This window comes from Cohnella zeiphila (assembly GCF_014212055.1).
GTDB lineage: Bacteria > Bacillota > Bacilli > Paenibacillales > Paenibacillaceae > Cohnella > Cohnella zeiphila.
The window spans coordinates 116,088-140,213 of the sequence record NZ_JACJVO010000018.1 but is presented as its reverse complement, the minus strand read 5'-3'; the positions used below and the strand labels follow the sequence as shown (position 1 = coordinate 140,213).

General features: G+C 44.4%; 15 protein-coding genes. All 15 read left to right on the top strand.

Annotated features, from left to right (window positions below; translation table 11 throughout):
• The first annotated feature begins 10 nt into the window (after positions 1–10).
• Positions 11–847, top strand: coding sequence for an ABC transporter permease (locus H7C18_RS15300; RefSeq protein WP_337913542.1), 837 nt, complete (start codon positions 11–13; stop codon positions 845–847).
• Entirely contained in the window at positions 837–2,069 is a 1,233-nt protein-coding gene (locus H7C18_RS15295; protein ID WP_185129949.1) for an ABC transporter ATP-binding protein, read from the top strand. The genes H7C18_RS15300 and H7C18_RS15295 overlap by 11 nt, the downstream gene beginning before the upstream one ends.
• Positions 2,041–6,984, top strand: a complete 4,944-nt coding sequence (locus H7C18_RS15290) for a glycosyltransferase (RefSeq protein ID WP_185129948.1) — start codon at positions 2,041–2,043, stop codon at positions 6,982–6,984. Before H7C18_RS15295 ends, H7C18_RS15290 begins: the two co-directional genes overlap by 29 nt.
• Positions 6,985–7,372: 388 nt before the next feature.
• Positions 7,373–8,569 (top strand): glycosyltransferase family 2 protein, encoded by a 1,197-nt coding sequence (locus tag H7C18_RS15285; RefSeq protein ID WP_185129947.1) that lies wholly within the window; start codon positions 7,373–7,375, stop codon positions 8,567–8,569.
• Positions 8,562–9,023: a GtrA family protein gene (locus H7C18_RS15280; protein WP_185129946.1), complete on the top strand. Its 462-nt coding sequence runs from the start codon at positions 8,562–8,564 to the stop codon at positions 9,021–9,023. The genes H7C18_RS15285 and H7C18_RS15280 overlap by 8 nt, the downstream gene beginning before the upstream one ends.
• The gene (locus H7C18_RS15275; RefSeq protein WP_185129945.1) at positions 9,007–10,971 is read left to right on the top strand and encodes a hypothetical protein; all 1,965 of its coding nucleotides are present in this window, start codon (positions 9,007–9,009) and stop codon (positions 10,969–10,971) included. Before H7C18_RS15280 ends, H7C18_RS15275 begins: the two co-directional genes overlap by 17 nt.
• 13 nt (positions 10,972–10,984) lie before the next feature.
• Positions 10,985–11,728: a sugar phosphate nucleotidyltransferase gene (locus tag H7C18_RS15270; RefSeq protein ID WP_185129944.1), complete on the top strand. Its 744-nt coding sequence runs from the start codon at positions 10,985–10,987 to the stop codon at positions 11,726–11,728.
• Between the two features lie 32 nt (positions 11,729–11,760).
• Positions 11,761–12,318 (top strand): dTDP-4-dehydrorhamnose 3,5-epimerase, encoded by a 558-nt coding sequence (gene rfbC / locus H7C18_RS15265; RefSeq protein WP_185129943.1) that lies wholly within the window; start codon positions 11,761–11,763, stop codon positions 12,316–12,318.
• A gap of 10 nt (positions 12,319–12,328) precedes the next feature.
• Positions 12,329–13,351, top strand: coding sequence for a dTDP-glucose 4,6-dehydratase (gene rfbB, locus H7C18_RS15260; protein WP_185129942.1), 1,023 nt, complete (start codon positions 12,329–12,331; stop codon positions 13,349–13,351).
• 11 nt (positions 13,352–13,362) lie between these two features.
• Positions 13,363–14,205 (top strand): dTDP-4-dehydrorhamnose reductase, encoded by an 843-nt coding sequence (rfbD, locus tag H7C18_RS15255; protein ID WP_185129977.1) that lies wholly within the window; start codon positions 13,363–13,365, stop codon positions 14,203–14,205.
• Positions 14,206–14,433: 228 nt separating this feature from the next.
• A complete protein-coding gene (locus H7C18_RS15250) occupies positions 14,434–16,881 on the top strand; it encodes an O-antigen ligase family protein (protein WP_185129941.1) in 2,448 nt (815 codons plus the stop codon).
• Between the two features lie 39 nt (positions 16,882–16,920).
• On the top strand, positions 16,921–18,510 hold the full coding sequence (locus tag H7C18_RS15245; protein WP_185129940.1) for an S-layer homology domain-containing protein: 1,590 nt from the start codon (positions 16,921–16,923) through the stop codon (positions 18,508–18,510).
• 149 nt (positions 18,511–18,659) lie between these two features.
• Complete coding sequence (rfbA, locus tag H7C18_RS15240) at positions 18,660–19,535, top strand: glucose-1-phosphate thymidylyltransferase RfbA (protein WP_185129939.1); 876 nt, start codon at positions 18,660–18,662, stop codon at positions 19,533–19,535.
• Positions 19,536–19,838: 303 nt separating this feature from the next.
• Positions 19,839–21,167 (top strand): sugar phosphate nucleotidyltransferase, encoded by a 1,329-nt coding sequence (locus H7C18_RS15235; RefSeq protein WP_185129938.1) that lies wholly within the window; start codon positions 19,839–19,841, stop codon positions 21,165–21,167.
• A gap of 231 nt (positions 21,168–21,398) precedes the next feature.
• The gene (locus H7C18_RS15230) at positions 21,399–24,032 is read left to right on the top strand and encodes a stalk domain-containing protein (protein ID WP_238357708.1); all 2,634 of its coding nucleotides are present in this window, start codon (positions 21,399–21,401) and stop codon (positions 24,030–24,032) included.
• Positions 24,033–24,126: the final 94 nt, after the last annotated feature.

The following is a 24,126-nucleotide window of genomic DNA, read 5'->3' as shown; positions in this document are numbered from 1 at the left end:
GGGTATTAACGTGATTTTTGTATCTGTTGTCAAAAGAATTATTAACTTTCCGTTTAACATTATTAAAATGTTTATTTTGAATAAAGAACTTATTCAACAATTAACTTGGAGAGAAGTATTGATCAGGTACAAGGGGTCCTATTTAGGAGTGCTTTGGTCTTTTCTTACCCCGATGTTAATGTTGATTGTTTATACTTTTGTATACAGTCAAATTTTCAAATCACGTTGGCCTGATCAAAGTGACAATACAATGCAATTTGCCCTGATTATATTTGCAGGTTTGTCTACGTTTAATATTTTTGCTGAAGTAGTTAGCAGAGCTCCTATGTTAATCATAAACAATGTTAACTATGTTAAAAAGGTTGTATTTCCTTTGGAAATCTTGCCCATTACTGTGTTGGGTTCGGCATTGGTTCAGGGTGGAATAAGCTTATTCATATTACTTCTTGGTAATCTAATTACGCAGCAATCGATCTCCTGGACATATTTGCTGATCCCATTGATTTTAGTTCCTTTAGTATTGTTGGCACTAGGTCTGGGGTGGCTTTTATCAGCACTAGGAGTTTACTTTAGAGATGTAGGGCAAATCATTGGTGTTTTTATTCAAGCATTAATGTTACTAACGCCAATATTTTATTCGGCGGATGCAGTTCCTGACTCTTTGAAATTTCTATACGTGGGCAACCCTCTGTCAAGTATTGTAGAGAACATGAGATTAGTTGCTGTATTCGCTAAACAACCTGATTGGAACATGTTTTCTTCAAATATGATAGTTGGGTTTGCAATTTTCTTTGTAGGATATTTTGTGTTTAAGCGTACTAAAGGAGGCTTTGCTGATGTCCTCTGATACAGCAGCGATATCAATTCAAAATGTAAGCAAAATTTTTAAAGTATATAACAAACCACAAGATAGGCTGTGGCAGGGTCTATTTAAATCTAAAAAGAAATTATATCGAGAATTCTGGGCGATTAATGATCTAACATTTACTGTGAAGAAAGGCGAATGTATTGGCATTATAGGACGAAATGGCTCAGGTAAAAGCACGATTCTTCAAATTATCGCCAAGACATTAAAACCTACATCAGGGCAAGTGGAGGTTAATGGAAGAGTTTCGGCTTTGCTTGAACTGGGGAGCGGTTTTAACCCGGAGTTTACTGGTCGCGAGAATGTGATGACCAACGGTGTTATTATGGGGCTAAGTATTGATGAGGTTATGAAAAAAATGCCCGAAATTGAGGCGTTTGCTGAAATTGGCGAATTCATTGATCAACCTGTAAAGACTTATTCATCAGGTATGTTTGTAAGGCTGGCGTTTGCCTGTGCCATTCACGTCAATCCCGATATTTTGATCATAGATGAGGCCTTAGCTGTAGGGGATATGAGGTTTCAACTTAAGTGTATTGAAAGATTAAAAAAATTGAAAAGTGAAGGCAAAACAATTCTGTTTGTAAGCCATGATTCATTCATGGTTCGAAACTTTTGTGATCAAGCTATTTGGATGATGGATGGGAAAATCCATTTGCGTGGAGATGTAAACACAGTAACTGAACAATATCAGGACTTCATGAAATATGAAGGGGATCAACAAAATAGTCCTGCACTGATTGGAAGTCCAGTGACCCATCAAGTTTTAGTTATAGATAAAGTAAATATTAAAAATACAGACAACAAGGACGAAGACCGATTTAAGTTTGGTGATCCATTCTCAGTTGAGATTTCTTATACTTTAAAAGAGAAATTAAACGGAATCGTGGGCGGGGTTGCGATTTATGACAAGCAAAACAATTATATTTGTGGACTCAACACTAAACTTGATTCGATAAATTTACCAACTGAACCGGGTGAGCACCAATTAGTCCTAAATTATTCGGAAATGAAACTTTTGCCGGGAACTTACTTTATAGATATCGGTTTTTTTGAGAGTTCAGCCGTTGTGATTCTGGATTACAAATCAAGACACAAGATGTTCCACGTGCATTCTGGAGAATATTTTGCCGAAGGACTAACATTTATTGAGCACTCATGGTCTTCGAAGGAGAGTGTACAAAAACGATATGCTAAAGTATGATCATGATTTTAATTCGTCTATCGAAACATCCCATACAAAAATATTAAAGCATATTGAACCTAGTTCCTATGTTTTGGAGTTAGGTCCTGCTACGGGGTATATGACACGGCACATGAAAGAACAACTTGGATGTCGTGTTGTTTGCGTCGAGTATGATCCAGAATCTGCACAAATAGCTTCTCAATATAGTGTTAGAACGATTGTGGGAAATTTAGAGGAGGATCACTGGTATAAAGAACTGCTGGACGAAAAATTCGACTATATAATATGTGCGGACGTGCTTGAGCACTTGAAAAATCCGGTTGAGGCATTAAAAAAGGCTACGAATCTCTTGGCTCCCAAGGGTACAGTATTAGTTTCAGTACCCAATATAGGCCATAATGCAATAATTATGGATTTGGTCAAAGGTGATTTTAATTATCGTGACTTAGGATTATTAGACAATACTCATCTTAAGTTTTTTACTCGAAAAAGCTTGTTATCTATGTTAGATGAGGCTGGTTTGAAACCGTTACTAATTTCGGCAACTTTTGCATCCCCGGAGGAAACAGAATTCCAGCAAAATTACGGGTTGGTGAATAATGGGTTTAGAACTGTTTTGGAATCTAATCCCGATGGGCATGTGTATCAATTTATTACTGTGAGCAAAAGAAAAGAAGAACTGGGAAATAAAGAAACCGTTTATGAAATTGACAATGAAGAGTTGAAGCATAAACTTAATTTTAAGTTTGCTCAGTTTTTTTTTCCAGTTGACGGGCAGTATTCGGAGGAAGAATCGCTGAAGTATTTTATTGAAAACGAACGTATTGTAATTAATACAGAGATTGATTCATCTTTAGAGGGAGAAATTAGATTTGACCCAATCAATTTTATTGGTTATGTAAAGTTTCTGAATCTAGACTTGGTAGACGAAGACGGGCATTCTATTCTTTGGGAGAAAAAGTTGTCAGTTAATGAGAGTGTGACTATCATTGAGGACGAAACTGAAAAAATTTTATTTTGTAAAGATTCTGACCCGCAAATTTACTTTGCTCTTCCTAAATTGTCAACCGGGAAGAAATTCTTTTTAAATTTGGAATTCATTCAAAGTGAAAATGTTATTGATTTTCTAATTAGCGAATTGATTTCTAAAGATGAAGAATTGACTTCTAAAAATGAAATTATTTTAAAAAAGGAAAAAGAACTAAGGCATTTAGAAAACAAAAATCTTAAACTTGAAGACCAAGTGAAAGAATTAGAATTTCAATTAAGCACTACTCTAAAACAGAATACTTTATTAGAAGAAAGCTTTCAAAAAAAGACTGCAGAATTCGATGGATTACTAAATGAAATTAGAGAACTAGAAGCGAAAATTAACGAAGTGACTTCATCTAGTTCTTGGACTATTACTCGACCGCTACGTTTCTTGGGACAAGTGGCAAAAAATCCAAAAAGAAGTCTAATTCAGCTGGGCTATTTTATAACCAGAAAAAAAATGCACCTCAAACTTCGTCCAATTTACCAGTTGGAAAAATCGAAAGAAACCGCAAATTGGATTTCCAATGGTAACGACCCGCAATTTCATATCGACAAGTGGCTAACCGGTTGGGTTAAAGTTGTCTTTCACATCGATTATGAGATGGCCGGTGGAGGGAAGGCACGGATTTACTTTGATCATGGGAAAGGTTTCAATGAAAAGTATTCCTATGACCTTGGTAAGCAGGGTTTAAATTATAAATATATATATATAGACCCAGAAGTAAAAGTCATAAGATTGGATCCAATTGAGTGTGATGGTGAATTTATAGTCAAAGAAATTAGCATGATAAAATCTTCACACGTTACAGTTCGATTGGGGGAAAAGTTTAAAGCAAAGACCCTGAAATTTAATAAGGGTATTAGATTCCTTAAATACGGGCTAGCTAAACTTAACGACTGGAAGCAAAAAAGAGGACGCTATCCTCGCTTGTCAGAAATAAAACCATTAGCTCGTAAAGCATACTACGAATGGGCCAGTCGACAAAGGCAACATCAGGATCAACTCCAGCCTCCTGTCGGATTTTCACCAGCAGAGCCCATTGATCCATACGATACATGGTTAGAGGTTAATCATTGGAATGAAAGAAAAAAAGTTTTGCTAGAAGAGGAATTAGATTCTTTGAATGTTTTTCCGCTTTTTAGCATTATTATGCCCGTATATAATCCGCCAATTGCCTTTTTAGAAAAAGCGTTGGAAAGTGTTGTGAATCAAGTTTACGAAAAATGGGAACTTTGTATTGCTGATGATGCTAGTACTAATCCAGATGTAAGACGCACCTTAGAGAAGTGGTCGTCTTTGGATAATCGCATTAAGGTTGAATATTGCGCACAGAACGGAAATATTAGCAAAGCTACGAATGTAGCTGCTTCGTTGGCTAATGGCGAATTTTATGTATTTATGGACAATGACGATGAGCTAGCCCCAGATGCTTTGGGCGAGATTGTAAAGTATATCAATGCTCAACCGGAGACAGATGTACTTTACTCGGATGATGATAAAATCGACGCTAATGGGAACCGGTTTGCCCCACAGTTTAAACCGGACTGGTCCCCTGAATTGTTGCTGTCATTTATGTATCTAAGTCATATTGTTGCTATTAGAGCTGAGCTTTTTCACAAGGTAGGGGGAACTCGAGTTGGATTTGAGGGTTCGCAAGATTACGATCTTGCTTTAAGAGCGACTGAAGTCGCAAGAAATGTGGGGCATATTCCTAAGATTCTATATCATTGGCGAGTGCTTCCAGGTTCCACCGCCTCAAGCGGGGATGCCAAGCCAGAGAGTATAGAGGCTGGTCGCAAAGCAGTCCAAGAGGCTTTTAAAAGACGCGGAGTTGAGGCTCAAGTTTTTCAACCTGATTGGGCTAAAAAAGCAGCATGCGGAATTTTTGCAGCTTCATTTCCAGACAATGGGCCTAAGGTGGCAATTATAATTCCTACTAAGAATCAATACAAAGTTTTAAAAAAATGTATTGATTCTTTAAAAACAACTACTTACCAAAACTATGAAGTGTATGTTATTGATAATGACAGCAATGACCCAGATACCTTGTCTTATTTAAATACGCTTGAACATCATGTACTAAAAATATCAAATCCCGGCGGTAAGTTTAGTTTTGCCTATATTAATAATCAAGCAGTAAAACAAGTGGAAGCGGATTTAATAGTATTCCTGAACAATGATACGGAAATCATAAGTCCGAATTGGTTATCTCAAATGGTGGGCTATTCTCAATCCAGAGGAGTTGGGGCAGTTGGCGCACGTTTGATTTTTCCTGATGGTCGCATTCAACACGCTGGAATTACACATGGACTTTACCATGGCATGGTAGGTCCATCCTTTAAGTTGCTTCCGTCTTGGAACAATGGTTACTTGAGTTTGGCTAATGTCACCAGGAATACAATCGCTGTTACTGCCGCATGCATGTTAACATCGAGAGATCTGTTTTTGTCAATAGGTGGCTTTGATGAAGAGAATTTTGCAGTTGCATACAATGATGTAGATTATTGCTATCGTCTCTACAACGCCGGCTACCGTATGGTTTATTGTGCTTCGGCGGAGTTGAGACATTATGAAGGTTATACTAGAGGGTTCGTGGATAACCCAAGAGAAGCTTTAGCATTTCGCCAGAAGTATGGTAACTGGACAGATCCGTATTATAATGTAAATCTTTCATTGTTAAATGAAAGATTTGAAATTAATTCTAAGGTAGTAGTTTCAAAAGAATTAAAACCGATAAAGACTTTGATGTGTGCATTCAACTTGAACTGGGAGGGTGCTCCATATTGTCAATTTGAATTAACAGTGGAATTAAGAGATTTGGGAGTGATTGATCCTGTTGTTTATTGTCCTCATGATGGCCCTTTAAGAGCGGCTTATGAGGAACAAGGAATTCCAGTCCATATCTTTGATCATCCATTGATCGGCGTATACGGAGATAAAGCATATCGACAAGCGATTAAAGAATTCTCTGATAGAGTTGCTCAATGGGGCATTGAGCTCATTTACGGTAACACGCTACAAACCTTTTATGTTATTGAGGCTGCTAAACATATGGATATTCCATCAATTTGGAATCCGCGGGAAAGTGAGCCATGGCAGACTTACTTTAATCACTTTGATTCCGAAATTGCGTCAAACGCTTTGAAATGTTTTGATTATCCGTATAAGGTTATTTTTGTATCGGATGCCAGTAGAGAGAAGTTCATGCCATTAAATTCACGAAACAATTTTATTACCATCCGTGATGGATTAGAGAGTAAGAATTTTCTTAAGCGAGTCTCAAACTATGACCAAAAGAAAGTTAGAAATTCGCTTGGAATCTCAGATGATGATATTGTTGTTCTTTTACTTGGAACGGTTTGCGACCGCAAAGGACAGCAGGATTTGGTAATGGCTATTGAAAAAATGAATTTGGACAGTGCACGAAAATGTAAATTTTTAATTGTAGGAGATCGTCCTAGCGAATATAGTTCTAAACTTAAAGAAATAAGAAACAGGTTACATCCTTCAATAAAAGAGAATGTCCTAGTAATACCTGAGACCTCAGAGGCTCCTAAGTACTATGCCATTGCAGATATCTTCACTTGCACTTCTAGGATAGAAAGTTACCCTAGAGTAATTCTTGAAGCAATGAGCAGCGGCTTGCCAATCATAACAACACCGGTTTTCGGTATTGTTGAGCAAGTTCAACCGAATGTAAATGGTTTGTTTTATGCACCGGGAGAAATAAATGAGTTAGCTCAAAAATTGGAGTTTATGGTTGCACACGAATCGGAGAGGCAACGCATGGGGGCGAATGGAAAGGTAGTATTTGAAACTATTAATAATTATGCTGGGATGGCGGTGGCGTATGGCGAAGAGTTTAAGGAAGCTTGGATGAGTTATAGATCAAGGTGATTGTTAATTACTGTAGTATTAACAATGTTGGAAAAACATAAATGGACTAATTTTTTATCTTCAAAACTTAATTTAAGTTAAAGCAGCTCCATTTTGCATATAGTTTTTTGAAATGGAAGTTTCGAAACTACATGCAAAAGGGGCTGTTGCTGTGAAGAATATACAAAATACATCGTATTGGTTATCTGTAAAGAAAAGTGGTATCAGGATATATACAAGTCGTCCAATTTCCATCATCCGGTGCGTCGGGTTGTAGGCTAATGAGGCAACTCAAGTTGTTAGATCAGCTGTTACGACATTTATATTAAGAGTAGCTTGAGCTTGTTAGTAATATAGGTAAAATAGAACTAGGACAATATCGACAGAAAACGGTCTGGAGGGACATTAAATGAGTCTAGCAAGGCAATTATTTCAGGAAGAAATCGAGCTTACGATTTTAATGCCGTGTTTGAATGAAGCTGAAACTTTGGCTATTTGTGTCGATAAGGCAAGATCGTTTCTAGAAAAGAGTAGAGTTGTTGGAGAAGTTATTGTTGCTGATAATGGAAGCACGGATGGCTCTCAGAGTATTGCAGAAAAGCATGGGGCAAGAGTTGTACATGTCGAAAATCGAGGCTATGGTAGTGCATTACTTGGTGGGATTAATGCGGCTCGGGGTAGGTATATTATCATGGGAGATGCAGATGACAGCTATGACTTTACTGCTTTAGATGGCTTTGTTGAAAAACTTCGTGAAGGTTACGATTTGGTCATGGGGAATCGCTTCAAAGGAGGTATCAAACCGGGGGCAATGCCTCCTTTACATAGATATTTGGGAAATCCGGTTTTATCTGGGATCGGCAGACTGTTTTTTAAAAGTCCTGCTGGTGACTTCCATTGTGGCTTGAGAGGGTTTAACAAAGATTCAATATTAAGACTAAGTCTTGAGACACCAGGTATGGAGTTTGCCAGTGAAATGGTTGTTAAGGCTACATTACATCAATTAAATATTACTGAAGTTCCTTCAACTCTATCTCCTGACGGAAGAAGTCGTCCTCCTCATTTGCGAAGTTGGAGAGATGGTTGGAGACATCTGAAATTCTTGTTAATGTATAGTCCTCGCTGGCTATTTTTGATTCCCGGAATTATATTATTTGCAATTGGAGTTATATGCACAGCAATCTTGGCACTTGGATCTATTACTATTTCTAAGGTAACATTTGATATAAACACTATGCTTTATGCAGCAATGGTAACAATTTTAGGTGTAGAATTGATGTGTTTCTCTATATTTTCGAAATTGTATTGCGTCTTAGCAGGCATTATGCCCACAACTAATAGCATCAATCGGATATTGAGAAAATTCTCAGTGGAGAAGGGGGTTCTAGCAGGTGCTACGTTATTTCTACTGGGGCTAGTTGGTTCTGTATGGGCTCTAGCAGCATGGGGGGCAGAGTCATTTGGGAACTTAATTCCTGGTACTGTAATGCGTATCACGATTCCATCCTTAACATTAGTGATTGTTGGGGTTCAGACTATTTTCTCCAGCTTTTTATTTGGAGTAATTAGTCTTAAGAAAGGCACAGGGACCAGACAAGATGGTTAAGGGTATATTTGGTGAATATACCAAATATTTAAAATATTTAATGGTTGGAGCCGCAAGCGGAATAATTACGGTTGCGGCTCGAGAAGTGTTTCAATATTTTTTAAATAATAGTAGTGTGTTTTCATATGTCATTTCAGTAGCTTTAGCTTATATAATCGGTATTTGCGTTAGTTATATCCTTAATAGCCATCTTACGTTTAATAACAAAATAAAATCCACAAATTTTCGGCTTGTTGTTAATTTTTTTGTTGTTTCTGGAATTGGGTTTCTTTCTACAACTATTCTATCACTGTTAATCCGCTATCTATTATCCCGAATTGCTATTATTTCATTTGCTGACACTGCATCTTTTGTTATTGGGACGTTAATTACCAGCATTTTAACCTACAGTTTAAATTCATTGTTTGTGTTTAAAAAGAAAAAAGTGGAGGAAGTAGATGGTTGCGAAAATTAGAATAAAAGGTAAATATTACATATTAATAATTATTTTATTGACGTTTTTGAAGCTTTGGCTTGTGATGGGTCAATCAATGACGGCAATTGGAAATGCCGGTCATGATGATAGATTGTTCTTAAATTTATCCAATGCATTATTAAGCGGTGAATGGTTGGGTAGTTATAACAACTTGACGCTAGCAAAAGGTCCTTTTTATCCAATTTGGATTGCACTGTCTTTTATTTCAGGACTTCCACTATTAATATCGGAACATTTATTTTATATTTTCTCCGTTTGGTGTTTGGCAATTGCACTAAAGCCTATAATGAGTAAGAGAATGATTTGTATTTTGTATGTTGTATTATTATTTAATCCTATTAGTTACGCAGATGGTCCCATGACACGAGTTATAAGAGAGGGGATTTACCCTGCTTTAACATTAATTGTTATTTCGAGTATCTTTGGTTTATTTATTAGAAGAGACGAAAAAAACTTCAAATTACTTTGGTGGAGCTTGGTTTTGGGTGTTTCGTTTTCCTGCTTTTGGTTAACGAGAGAAGAAGGAATCTGGATCATACCATTAATTATAGGAGTTTATTTATTTTTATTTCTTTCGATAATTAAACAGAAAACATTAACTATTAAGCGTATATTTTTCCTCTTTTTAGTTCCGATTATCGTGTGGGCAGGAGTCGTTGGAACAGTATCACTGATTAATAAGGCTAAATATGGCGTTTTCAACGTAGTGGAATTCAGATCAAATGATTTTGTTAAAGCTTATAGTTCATTAACGAGAGTAAAAGTAGATAATTGGAATCCTGTTGTTCCCGTACCAAAGGAGGCAAGAGAAAAGATTTACCAAGTTAGTCCTCTCTTCGCAGAGTTAAGACCTTATTTAGAAGGTAAGTCAGGGGAAAACTGGATTAAAAGTAGCGAGAGAAAAACAGGTGATATTGAGGGCGGGTGGTTTATGTGGGCGTTGCGCGATGCTGTGAGCTTAGCGGGTTATTATCAAAATGGCAAAACTGCAGAACACTTCTATAAAGAGTTGGCAGATCAAGTAAATTATGCATGTTATATTGGAGAATTGGTGTGTGGTCCAGAAAGAAAATCAATGCAGCCTCCTTGGAATAAAGAATATTTTAAACCGCTAATGAACACGTTAGTTGATGCAACAAAGTATTTTGTGTCCTTTTCAGGTTTTTCAGCTACTTCCTCTATGAGTGTTGGAGACGAAAACTTATATAAATTGTTTGATGATTTAACAAACAACAATAAAAAGTCAATTCAAAAACAGGTTCTAATAAGTGGATGGGCTTTTCAAGAGGAACAGAAAATTACATTGCAACTTGTGAATGATTCTAACGAACCTGTGGATTCAAAAATTACTTATAGTGAAAGCGAAGATGTGTTCCAATACTTTTTAAACCAAGGTTCAGATTTTAACAATGCAAAGCAAGCTAGATTTCAGATATTGGCACCAAATTACGGGAATTATACTTTGAACATTCTGGAAGGCTCCAACATAATCGGTCAAGTAAGATTAAAAGGCACAAATAATTTAGAGGCTGATAAATTGCATGTGTATATAGACTCTGTTTCTGTTGATGGTAATCTTAAACAAGATAAGATTGATAGCCTTAAAATTAAAATACTAAATGCCATTGGGAAGTTGTACCAATATTTATCTCCTGTAATGACTGCTTTAGCTATTGTCATAACATTAGCCTCCTTATATTTAACGGTAAGAAAGGGCTTGCTGGGAGTTCTCTCCATTGCTAGCATTCTATTATTGGGAACAATACTTATTCGACTAGGAATACTTTCTATGATCGACGTTAGCTCATTTCCAGCAATTAATGTCCTTTATTTATCATCCGCTTATCCGTTATTATTATTTTATATTGTAATTAGCGTCGCTTATATTCCTGATATTGTTAAATCATTTAAAAAACCAAGTAGTTAGAGGAGACTGAGGTATGAAAGGCATCATTCTGGCCGGAGGCACTGGCTCTCGCCTATATCCGCTTACGAAAGTAACAAATAAACACTTACTGCCAGTCGGCAAATATCCGATGGTTTTTCATGCAGTTGCAAAGTTGAAAGAAGCGGACATTACGGATATCTTGATTGTAACGGGAAAGGATCACATGGGAGACGTCGTAAATCTGCTCGGAAGTGGGCGGGAAATGGGCGTCACATTCACATATAAAGTGCAAGACGAGGCGGGTGGGATCGCACAAGCGCTTGGTCTTGCGGAGCAATTCGTTAGTAATGATTCGATGGTTGTTATCCTTGGAGACAATGTGTTCTCCGACAGCATTGCGCCGTATGTCGAAAGCTTTCGTCAACAAGGCAAAGGGGCCAAGATTCTGATCCAGGAAGTACCTGATCCGAAGCGCTATGGCGTACCTGAGCTTGATGGGGACAAGATTGTGTCGATCGAGGAAAAGCCGCAACATCCGAAGAGCAATTACGCAGTCACCGGTATCTATATGTTCGATGCTCAAGTATTCAACATTATCCGTACGCTTAAGCCTTCAGCCCGTGGAGAACTTGAGATCACGGATGTGAATAACGCCTATATCAATGCGAATGAGTTGGGGTATGACATTCTAAAGGGCTGGTGGACAGACGCCGGAACCCATGTGTCCTTGACGAAAGCCAATGAGTTAGCGAAGGGCATTCTGTTCGGAGAAGAATTCGGAAAACTGAAACTGTAACATCGAATTGGGAGAGGGCCGGTGTAGATGAGATGAAAGTGACCGAAGCAAGACTTCCCGGTGTGAAGCTGATTGACCCGGCTGTATTTGGTGACAACCGGGGATTTTTTATGGAATCGTATAATGCACAGAATTTTGCCTCTAATGGCATTGAGCATATATTTGTTCAAGACAATCACTCCCTGTCTGCAGAAGCGGGAGTGTTGCGCGGGCTTCATTATCAATTGAATCCGAAAGCACAAACGAAGCTTGTTCGAGTCGCGGCCGGCGCCATCTATGATGTTGTGGTAGATATTCGCCGAGGATCTCCAACATTTGGTCTGTGGCAGGGGTTTATTTTGTCGGCAGGCAATAAGCGCCAGCTTCTCGTCCCTCAAGGATTTGCGCATGGCTTCTGCACGCTGGTACCGAACACGGAAGTGCTGTACAAGGTGGATGAGTTGTATTCGCCTGAACATGATCGTGGAATTGCATGGAACGACCCGGCGCTGGGAGTCGATTGGCCGACCGATAAGCCGATTCTTTCGGAAAAGGATGGACGTCATCCGGTTTTGTCGGAAGCCGAGCACAATTTTGAATTCGAAAGGTGATTGCTAAATCATGAAATTGCTTGTTACCGGCGGTGCCGGCTTTATTGGAAGCAATTTTGTTCATTATATTTTGGGTGAACATCCGGAAGATATCGTAGTTAACGTTGACAGTTTGACTTATGCGGGCAATTTGGAAAATTTGCGCGCTGTTGAGTCTCTATTGAATTATCGATTCGTTAAAGCGGATATTACAGACCGAACCGCGCTTCAACCGATTTTCGAGGAAGGCATCGACGTGGTGGTCAACTTTGCGGCTGAGTCTCATGTAGATCGAAGCATTTTGGAGCCGGACGTATTTGTCAAAACGAATATTCTTGGCACGCAGACGCTGTTGGATCTAGCCAAGCGATACCAAATTCAAAAATTTGTCCAGGTGTCGACGGATGAAGTCTACGGTACACTCGGGGCTGATGGCCTCTTTTCCGAGACGACGCCCCTGGCTCCGAACAGTCCGTATTCGGCCAGCAAAGCCGGTGCGGACCTGATTGTACGCGCCTACCATGAAACGTTCGGCCTGCCAGTGAACATTACCCGTTGCTCGAACAACTATGGCCCATTTCAGTTCCCGGAAAAGTTAATTCCGCTGATGATTCAGAACGCGCTCCAGGATAAGTCATTGCCGGTATACGGCGACGGATTGAACGTGCGGGATTGGCTATACGTGGAGGATCACTGCAGCGCGATTGATCTTGTCATCCGCAAGGGCGAGAATGGAGAAGTTTACAATGTCGGCGGCAACAACGAGCGGACGAACCTTCAAGTAGTCAATACGATCTTGAAAGAGCTGAATAAGCCTGAATCGCTTATCACTCATGTGACAGATCGCCTAGGTCATGACCGCAGATATGCGATTGATGCGACAAAAATACGTGAACAGCTGGGTTGGAAGCCGAAGTTCAACTACGAGACAGGAATCGTCGAGACAATCCGTTGGTATTTGAGTAATAAGAATTGGATGGATCAGGTTCGTTCAGGAGCTTATCAGAGCTACTACGATAAGCAATACGGAGAACGGCTGGGAACGAAGCAATGAGCGAGCCGAAGCTGACATTGCTTGTGACGGGAGCGAATGGTCAACTCGGGCAAGAATTGGTTCGTATGGGTGACGAACGAATCCATATTGTCGGGTACGGACGGGATCAGTTGGATATTACGGATTTGGCACAGTGCCGTGAAGCGCTGGCTGACGTCCGTCCTAACGCTGTTATTCATACTGCAGCCTATACAGCGGTCGACCAGGCGGAGGCGGAGCCGGACGCAGCTTACCGCGTCAATGCGCTCGGCACCCGCAATATGGCGATAGCCGCACAAGAACAAAATACGAAGCTTTGTTATATCAGTACCGACTATGTATTCGACGGCAAGGGTTCGACTCCTTACAACGAATACGACAATACGAATCCCCAGTCCGTGTACGGGAAGTCGAAGCGAGCCGGGGAAGCGCTGCTGCAATCTTTATGCAATCGGTACTTTATCGTCCGAACTTCCTGGGTCTATGGTAAATACGGGAATAACTTTGTCAAAACGATGCTGAAGCTTGCTTTGGACCGGGATACTATTACCGTCGTCCATGACCAAATCGGGTCTCCTACCTATACGTATGACTTGGCTGCATTCTTGATCGAACTAGTGCAGTCAGAGGCCTACGGAATTTATCATGCGTCAAATACCGGTACATGCTCCTGGTATGAGTTTGCCCAAGCAATTTTTGAAGAACGCGGCATCTCCATCCGAACGGAGCCTTGTACAACCGAGCAATTCCCGCGTCCGGCTCCCCGCCCGGCTTATTCCGTAATGGATCATTCAGCAATTCGAACCAATGGATTTAATGATCTTCGGCATTGGAGAGAAGGGCTTCGCGCTTTTTTGCAAGAACTTGAAGTGTAAATTATATGGTAATTAACGTATAAAAGATTTTAAATAAAATTAAGGTCATCATTTTCAGATATCGCTTATAATACTAGCATGCCTATTTTCTTTATATTTTTTCAAATATGACTAGTTCGGGTAAAAGGGCATTATTTCTATAATTTTGAAGAATTAAAGGCGCAACTTTCGAGATTATTCTGCGTTATAAACTATGTTCTAATTTTGAAAGTGCAAAGCGAGGACACCATGGCAAGAGGAAAAGGTCAAAAGACTCCACCCATTGTGAAACAGATGGATTTCTCGCTTACTCATTGGGCGGGCATCGCGATGGTTACCGGCTTCTTATTTTATTTTCCCTTTCGCCAAGGGTTGTTTAATGGGGATTCTGCTCCGTTCGAAGGGAGTATACTATTAAGTAACATTTTTCTGTTTATCCTATTGATTTTGGTTTCTGTGTATTTGTTTTTCAACAAATGGAGATGGGACGATTGGAGAGCGCGGATGTCCGTTGCCGTGTGGCTCCTTCCCCTCATTTACTGGGTATCTTCATGGCAAGCGGTGAGTCAACATAATGCACAGTTTACAACCTTGATTTATTGCGCATTGGCCGTGCTTTTTATTGGCGGGGCTTATCTGATGGAAAGCAATGTATCTCGGATGTGGATTATTTATTCGATTATTGCCTCCGGGTATATGATCGTAATTTACGGTTTTATGAATGTATTCGGACAAACCTACTATGGGGGGGCTGTCTGGGTTCAATCGTATGGCAACCGACTTGGATCTGTCTTTCAGTATCCGAACACTTATGCGTCTTACTTATCGGCATTGCTTCTTGCTTGTGTGTATGTCATGGTTACGGTCAAGAAGCCGATATGGAAATTTGCTAATGCATTGATGACCGTTCCGATTTTGTTGTCGATTATGCTGACGCTGTCTCGCGGAGCGCTTGCAGTCTTGCCGGTTCTGGTCTTTCTGGTTCTAATCTTTTTAAAGCCAGCCCGACAAGTTTCGTATCTAATCAATGCTTTGATTGCCGGCGCCGTCACTTTAGCGATTCTAGACCCTGTTAGCTCAATCGCCGACCGATCCATGCGAGCCACACTGCCCGACTTTAATGATGGGAAATACATTCATCATTCGCTGTGGGAAAAGTTGCCGTTAAGCGGTTGGCTGTGGATTATCGCAGGATCGCTGGTAGCGTCTATTCTCGTTTTGGCTGCTCATCGTTGGCTGGATCCGCGCCTGGAGAAAAGGTTGCGACGGCTGAATGAGAAGCGCGCTGCTCCTTTTCTTTTGCCTGTAGCTTTAATTGTATTGTTTCTAATTGCTGCAGTTCTTGCAATTTCTAGCCCCTGGGTGCGATCGCAGTTGCCCCCCAGCATTGGAGCTCGGTTGGAGAATTTGAATCTGCATCAGCACAGCGTGTTGGAGAGAGAGACTTTCTATCGGGATGCGTTGACCTTGTCTTCCGATTACCCGATCTTGGGGGCGGGAGGAGGCGCGTGGATCTCTTTATATGAGAAGTACCAGAACAATCCATATGTAAGCAAGCAAACACATAGCTATTTCTTTCAAGTGCTAGACGAAGTCGGCTGGGTTGGCCTTCTCATAGTTGTTGGTTTTATTGTCTTTGTATTTTACCTTTATATAAGAAGTTATATTAGGGATCCGGAGAGTAGAGAGGATCACTTCATCTTTTATATCTTTGCCATGTCCCTCATTATTCACAGTTCCATAGATTTCGACATGAGTTTTATTTACTTTGCTGCTATTTTCTTTCTTTGTGCAGGTGGAATGCTAGCTGCCTATCGACGTTATCCTGCACCAACAAAAGGGGGGGCTAAGCTCAGATTTGTATTTCCGAGTGCAGTGCTTGTGCTGTCGCTTGGTTTGTTATTCTGGGTCTTCCGATTATATGGTGCAAATGTGAATTACATGTATGCCACTGGTCTTGCCTCGGAGGGGGAACAGTCCTTAGGCAATTTGATTCCTCCTATAGATGCGGCAATTCACGCTGACCCGGCGAATCCGATCTATTCGGTTACGAAAATTAATTGGTTAAACCAAGCATATTTAAAATCGTCAAACGAACAATTTTTGCAAGAACGTGGGCAACTTATTGCCGATCTGGAGCGTTATGAACATGTAAATCGAGATTTGATTCTTGCGCAATATCGCTATGAGAAGGATATGCAACAATTTGGTCAGGCCATTCAAACTTTGCAACGGGGAATTGATAATTTTAAGTGGGATATCAATTTCTATAACGCTGCTATTCTTGAATATTATCTTGCGGGCGATCGCGACAAGAGCGATTTATCTCAACGCGATAAGGATTGGGGACAGGCGCTTGAACTTTACAATGAAATATTGCGACGGGAGAACATGCTGAAGGGACTTCCCCCAGAGCAGTTGCAGGGAAGAGACTTCTCCGTTACGACAGATGTTCGACAAACCATTGGACAAATCTACTTCTATCAGGCAAAATATAGGGAAGCTGCAGCGATCTTGCAGCCGGCAACTGAGGGCGATATGTCCGATCAAGAAATTCGTATTTTAACCAGATATTACCTTGCATCCTTGCAATTAATCGGAGAAAATGATGAAAGTTTGCAGATTAAACTTTTTGATTCCGATCCCAATGAAAGGAGGAACTTGAGTGAATTGGTCGAATCCAGTAAGTCGTCCTAGCTCGCAAGCTCGTATTCTATTGAAAGGAGGTGAAAAAAGATGAAAAAGCTGTTTATGCGCAAGACGGCCGGACTTATCGCTCTGCTCATGACCGTATCGATGCTGGTGCCTATTCTCGCTTATGCCGCTTCGGGCTTTGCTGGAGTGCACTATACGAAATACGGAACGACGGGATCTGCTACTGGTGCAGTATATGTTGATGAAGACGTATATAATGCTTACTGGGAGACAAAACTTCCGATCGCTGTATACACTTCAACCTATACGACTTATGTTTATGCTACCTACGTTGGCTTTGAAGAAGGAAAGGGTTATAAGTTTGCGTTTGACAACGTTTATAATCCGATCTTTGGAACTTACAGTCACTTGAATTTCCAATACTTCTACGAAGGCCAACTGAAGGAAGCGACATCGGTCAATGGTAGTGGTTTCGACGTCGGCGTTGTAGGTGGCGGTTCTGCTGTTTCCGGCAGCACGATTTCGGTCGGAACTGACGGTAACGTCAACTCTTCGGCTCTTGAAAGTGCATTTACTGCAGGCAATGGTTCCGCTACGCTGAACCTGTCCGGTGAATTCGCGCTTCTTCCGGCTTCCGCATTGCTGAAAGGCACTACGTTGACGCTGGTTGCAGGTGACGTTACTTACACGCTTCCGCTGAGCGCACTGAATCTCGAAGACCTGGCCGCCTCCCTCGGAGTAACGGTTGACGCTTTGACGATTCGTGTCGACATCTCGAAGCTGTCTGACGATGCAGCTAAGGCTGTAACGACTGCTGTGACGAATGTTGGCGGTAAGGAACTTGCTGATGCAAGGGACTTCAAGATCACTGCGATCGCTGGAGACAAAACGAAGGAGCTTAACGACTTCGGTACTTATCTCTCTCGTGCGTTTACGCTGAGCGAGACTCCGGATGCATCCGCTAACGTGGTCGGCGTGGTTTACGATCCGACAGCGAGCGAACTGTCCTTCGTACCGACGTCGGTAACGACGACGGACGGCAAGACGGTTGCTACGCTGAAGCGGACAGGTAACAGCATCTACACGGTGATCTCGGTTGACACCAAGACCTTCGCGGACTTGGCTGGCCACTGGTCGCAACCGGAAGTAGAGAAGCTGGCTACCAACCTGATCGTCAACGGAGTTGGTGAGAATACGTTCGCACCGAACCGTACGATTACCCGCGCTGAGTTTGCGGCGATTATTGTTCGCGCACTGGGTCTGACGACCAACGGCACGACGGATAAGTTCTCTGACCTGTCCGCAACTGCTTGGTATGCAGGCAACGTAGCTGCTGCTGCGAAAGCTGGCATTATCAACGGTTATACCGATGGCACGTTCAAGCCGAACGCTAACATTTCTCGCCAAGAACTTGCTGCCATGGTCGTTCGCGCCATGAAGTTCGCTGGTAAAGACGTCTCGCTGACGGACGCGCAAGTGTCCACTGCTCTGGCAGCATTCACTGACGCTAAGTCTCTGACTTGGTCGAAGGCGGATTTTGCTGTGGCTGTTCAAGAAGGAGTCGTTAAAGGCCAATCTGCAACGAAGTTGAGCCCGAATGCTACGGCAACTCGTGCTGAAGCTTCTGCAATGGTACTGCGCTTCCTGACGGACGTCGACTTTATCAACTAAGTTAATGGGTGTCTCGCCTTTTAATGAGGTTGAACGAGATGGGGACCCTTCGGGGTCCTCATCTTGTTTTTTGTAATCAAAGTAATGAATGTGCGAACTTGTGTCGAAAGTATAGGATAAGAAGAAAAGCTTTAATGGGAGGGATGAAGTTGAAAGGGATTGTTCTTGCGGGAGGGAGCGGAACCCGGCTTTATCCACTAACGAAGACCGTGTCCAAGCAGTTGCTGCCCGTATATGATAAGCCTATGATCTATTACCCGATCTCTGTACTGATGCTGGCCGGTATTCGCGAGATTCTAATCATCTCGACCCCGGAGGATACCCCTCGTTTCAAGCAACTGCTTGGAGACGGGGGTGATCTTGGAGTAACGTTCTCTTATGCCGAGCAACCACGTCCGGATGGACTGGCACAGGCGTTCCTGATCGGCGAGTCGTTCATAGGCGAAGACCGTGTGGCACTTATTTTAGGTGATAATATTTTCTATGGACAAGGATTTACGAAGGTACTGCAGAGTGTGGCCAAGAAGGAAAGAGTAGCTACTGTATTTGGCTACGCGGTTAAGGATCCCCAAAGATTTGGAGTCGTCGAATTCGACGAGAATCGGAGAGCGATATCGATCGAAGAGAAACCCTTGCAGCCGAAGTCGAACTACGCGGTCACCGGTCTCTACTTTTACGATAATCGAGTCGTTGAGATGGCGAAAAGCATCCGGCCTTCGGAACGTGGAGAACTCGAGATTACGGATCTTAACAAGCTTTACTTGGAGTCCGGAGATCTGAATGTCGAGCTGTTGGGGCGAGGATTTGCTTGGCTCGATTCCGGGACGCACGAGTCTCTTCTGGAAGCCTCTCAATTTATTGAGACAATTGAAAAGAGGCAGGGAATGAAGGTTGCTTGTCTCGAAGAAGTTGCTTACCGCCTTGGTTATATCACGAAAGAAGAGTTGCTGAAATTGGCGGAGCCCATGAAAAAGAACGAATATGGCCAGTATTTGTTGAGATTAGCTGATGAATTGAAGAAGTAATTCCTGTTGTTAAATGTCAAATTGCCACTTCAATTCTGCCAGTCAAGAAGAGTTCAGCCATGTTATGATTTACGCTAAAACTATTTTTGAATTGCTTATAAACGAACTCTTCCCAAAGGCCGTCAAGGCGAGCTAATCGGGACTATGTTCTATAAATAAATAGTAAAGCTACTCCAACGAGGAAAACTCGTTTGGAGTAGCTTTCTTTTTTTCTATTTGCATGAAACCCGAGATGATAGCATACGGATCAGGATGGTTAATAAATAAGGGACTGCAACGCATTAAGCATATGAGGTGATGCGAATGAAAATCGTCTTGCTGTCCGGAGGATCGGGGAAAAGGTTGTGGCCGCTGTCCAACGACTCGAGGTCGAAGCAGTTCTTGAAGGTGCTGGAGACGCCGAGCGGCGGGTTGGAGTCGATGGTGCAGCGGGTGTGGAGGCAGCTGGAACGAGTGGGCCTTCAATCGGATGCGGTGGTGGCGACGAGCCGGTCACAAGTGGATATTCTTTACAGCCAGATTGGTCCGCAGGTGCCGGTAGTGATGGAGCCAGAGCGGAGGGACACGTTCCCGGCGATTGCCCTCGCAGTCTCATATTTACATAGCGTCGAGGGAATGGGCGAGGATGAAGCGGTAGCGGTGCTTCCGGTGGATTCGTACGTGGAGGATCACTTTTTCTCCAAGGTGCAGGAGCTGCGGGAGATCGTGGAAAGCAGTGAGTCCGATCTGGCGCTGATCGGGGTTGAGCCAACGTTTCCTTCGGAGAAGTATGGCTATATCGTGCCCGTGCCCGAGAGCGGGGAAGAGAAGCCGTACCAGGCTGTCAGTCATTTTCGCGAGAAACCGCCGGAGGAGGAAGCGGCGCGGTTAATCGGTCGGAATGCGCTTTGGAACTGCGGGGTATTTGCGTTCCGGGTCGGCTGGTTGGTTCAGCAAGTTGAGAAGCTGGGGATACCGACAGCGTTCGAGGATTTGAAGCGGAGGTATGGGGAACTGCCGAAGATCAGCTTCGATCACCAGGTGGTGGAGAAGACGGAGCGAATCGCGGTGCTGCCTTATCGCGGTTCATGGAAGGACCTCGGCACTTGGAACACACTTTCGGAGGAGATGGATACGCCGCTCATCGGCAAAGGATCGTTGTCGCACGACAGCAAGAACACACACTTGATCAACGAACTCGACATTCCTGTCGCGGTGCTGGGCATCTCGGATGCGGTGGTAGCGGTCAGTCCAGACGGAATCCTGGTATCCGACAAAGGGGCGAGCCCGCGGCTAAAAGAAGTGCTTACGTTCGATCAGCGGACCATGTACGAGGAGTGCCCGTGGGGATGGTATCGGGTCACGGACTATAACCGTTACGATGAAGAATCGGAGATGCTGACACGCCGCATGAGCATTCGGGCGGGCAAAGGGCTCGAGTCTCATTTTCATCGTAAACGGCAGGAAGTATGGACGGTCCTTTTTGGAGAAGGGGAGATTGAACTGGACGGGGAACGCAAACCGATTCGAGCGGGCGACGTCATACGGATCTCCCCGATGGTTCGACATTCTTTGACGGCGGCGACGGATCTGGAGCTGATGGAAGTGCAGAGCGGTCCGGAACTGACGGAAGCCGACGTTTGGGCAGTTTAACTATCGAACGCAACGAAGTCACTCCCAGTCGGAGTGGCTTTTTTTGTCGCCAGCCAAAATGAGAAATTTCATAGCAAACTATCAATCAAGTAACTTTTTGCCGGATTTTGAGTCTTATTTAGTAGGACCTTATCACTTACTAAATAGGAGAGAAGCATGTCTGAGAGATTTCGTACGTTAAACGGCTGGTGCAGAAAATGTCTAATTCCCGTAATTGCGGGAACGTTGGTGATGACTTCGGCGGTGGGAGCGACGGTGCTTCCGCTTGGGAAGGCGCAGGTGGCGTCGGCAGCTACGGTTAAGGCTGCGGTTACGTACAAGCTGGTGAAGCAGGACGAGACGAACATTACGGCGGGAGCGAAGCAGATCGACTACCAGTGGGTGTCGTCGGACTCTTCGAAGCTGACGCAATTGGTTCATGTGGTGCAGGTCGATCTGACGAATCCTTACGTGCAATTGAATGCGATGACCGGAAAAGCAGGCAGCGTAACGGCGCGCCAATCGGTCGGCGGAATGGCGAAGGAGACGGGGGCGGTAGCCGGTATCAACGGCGACGTGTTCAACACGGCCACCAGCAGCGAAGGGGCGCCGCTCGGCGCGGAGATTCGCTCCGGAGAGCTGATCTCCAGCACGTCCAAGCTGACGGGAATGTACGCGTTCGGCGTGACGAAGGACCGGACGCCGATTATCGACGAATTTTCGTTTAGCGGCACGGTTCAGGCGGCGGACGGATCGACTTTTCCGCTCACCGGCGTGAACAAAAGCGCCTACAAGACCGAACCTGACGACGCTTACAGCCATGCGGACGCGATGTATATCTATACGGACAATTGGACCGCTTCGCAGCGGCCGATGAATAGCGGCACGACGCCGACGGAAGCGCTGGTCGTGGACGGCGTTGTGACGGAGGTGTCGGATGGGCAGGAGATTACGACACCGGTGCCGGAAAACGGTTATATCCTTCGCGGGCACAAGTCGGCAGCCGATTTTATTCGGACCCATCTGTCGGTGGGTACTCAAGTGACGTCCAATTACAGCCTGACCTCGCTGACGAACGGCAAGACGTACGATCCTTCGTCGTTCCAGATGATGGTCAGCGGGCATACGATTCTGGTGGATAACGGCAAAGCCTCATCTTTCTCGCGCGACGTGAGCGGTCTGAGCGGTTCTTCGGCGCGCGCGCGTACGGCCGTCGGCTATTCGCAGGACGGCAAGACGGCCTACCTGATCACGGTGGAAGAGAACGGCGGGCTCAAAGGGGTGCCCCTGAGCCAGCTGCAAGATATCATGGTGAAGCTCGGAGTCTGGAAAGGCGTCAACATGGACGGCGGCGGTTCGACGACGATGGTGACCCGGCCGCTCGGGGATTTCGACGTGACGCTTGCGCATCCGACTTCCTTCGGGACGACGCAGCGGCAAGTCGCGGACGGCATCGGCGTCTATACGACGGCGCCGCAAGGGGCGATCAAAGGGATTGTCGCCAGCGGGGAAAAGACGCTTTTCATCGGACAGCAGACGAACTATGCCCTCAAAGCTTACGATACGTACTATAACCCGATCGATCCGAGCGGACTGACGCCGACGTGGAGCATGGACAAGGCGATCGGCTCGTTCCAGAACGGCGTGTTCCAGGCGACGAAGGAAGGAACGGCCAAGCTGACGGTCAAAGCCGGAAGCGCGAGCGACAGCGTCGACATCGAAGTGATCGGGGCGGATCAGATCGACCAGCTGACGATAGCCCCGAGCACGACGCTGTTGGCGGCCGGATCCTCGATATCGGTGCCGGTGACGGCGAGGTTGAAGGATGGGCGCGAGCTGCCGGTACCGGCTTCCGCGATCAAGTGGGAGTTCAAGGGCTTCACGGCGAATGCGGCCGACGGCAAAATCACGATTCAGAGCGTCAACGAGAAGGCGACGGCGGCCTACGCGATCGCGCGCTACCAAGGCTTCTCGACAATGGTCGTCCTCGCTCCGGGAACGGAGAAGAAGTTGGAAGACTTCGAGAACGTCGGCTACACCATCAGTTATGCCGATCTTCCGTCCGGAGCAACCCAAGGAAGCGTCTCGCTCGTGACCGGGCTGCCGGGGCACGAGACGTCGAAGGCGCTCGATTTGAAATACGATTTTACAAGCGGTGCCGGCAACAAGTTGTACGCCTATGCAATGTTTAACGGAGGCAAGGGCATTACGGTAGACGGCGGACCGAGCGCGATGACGCTCGACGTGTCCGGCGACAACAGCGGCAACTGGCTGCGGGCGGAGTTCACGGATTCAAAAGGCGCGATCAAGTATGCGACGATCGCCGACGCCATCGACTGGTCGGGCTGGAAAACGGTGCGCGTCGATCTGACCGAAGCCGGCATCTCTTATCCCGCCAAGCTGACGAAGCTGTACGTGGTCGATCCGGTCGAAGCGCAAGACGAGCGGGCTTTGCAAGGGGAAGTCGCCTTCGACAATCTGAAGCTGCAATATCCTCCTCAGACGATCAAGCCTCAAAGCACGAGCGTGTTGCTTCACATCGGCAGCAAGACGGCCAAGGTCGGTACGTCCACCGTCCAGCTCGACGCCGAGCCGCTCGTGCAGAAAGGAACGACGTACGTACCGCTGCGCTTCATCTCCGACGCGCTTGGCGGAGATACCACTTGGGAGCAGACGCTGAAGCGTGTGACCGTGCTGCGTGGAGACCGGATGCTCGAGTTGTGGCCGGGGCAGTCGGACCTGATCGCGAACGGCGTGCGGGTGCCGGCGCCGTCTGCGCCGGTGGTCAAGAACGGCCGCGTTCTCGTGCCGCTGCGCGTCGTATCGGAGCAGCTCGGACTGACGGTCGTCTGGCAAGCCGCGGCCAAATCGATTACAATCTACTAATCTTCGTACAAAAGTCCCATCCCCGCATACCTTGCTCGAAACAATTATGGTATGATGGAAGCAATCTCCCCGGCTCCCAGCGTTTGCAGAGGGG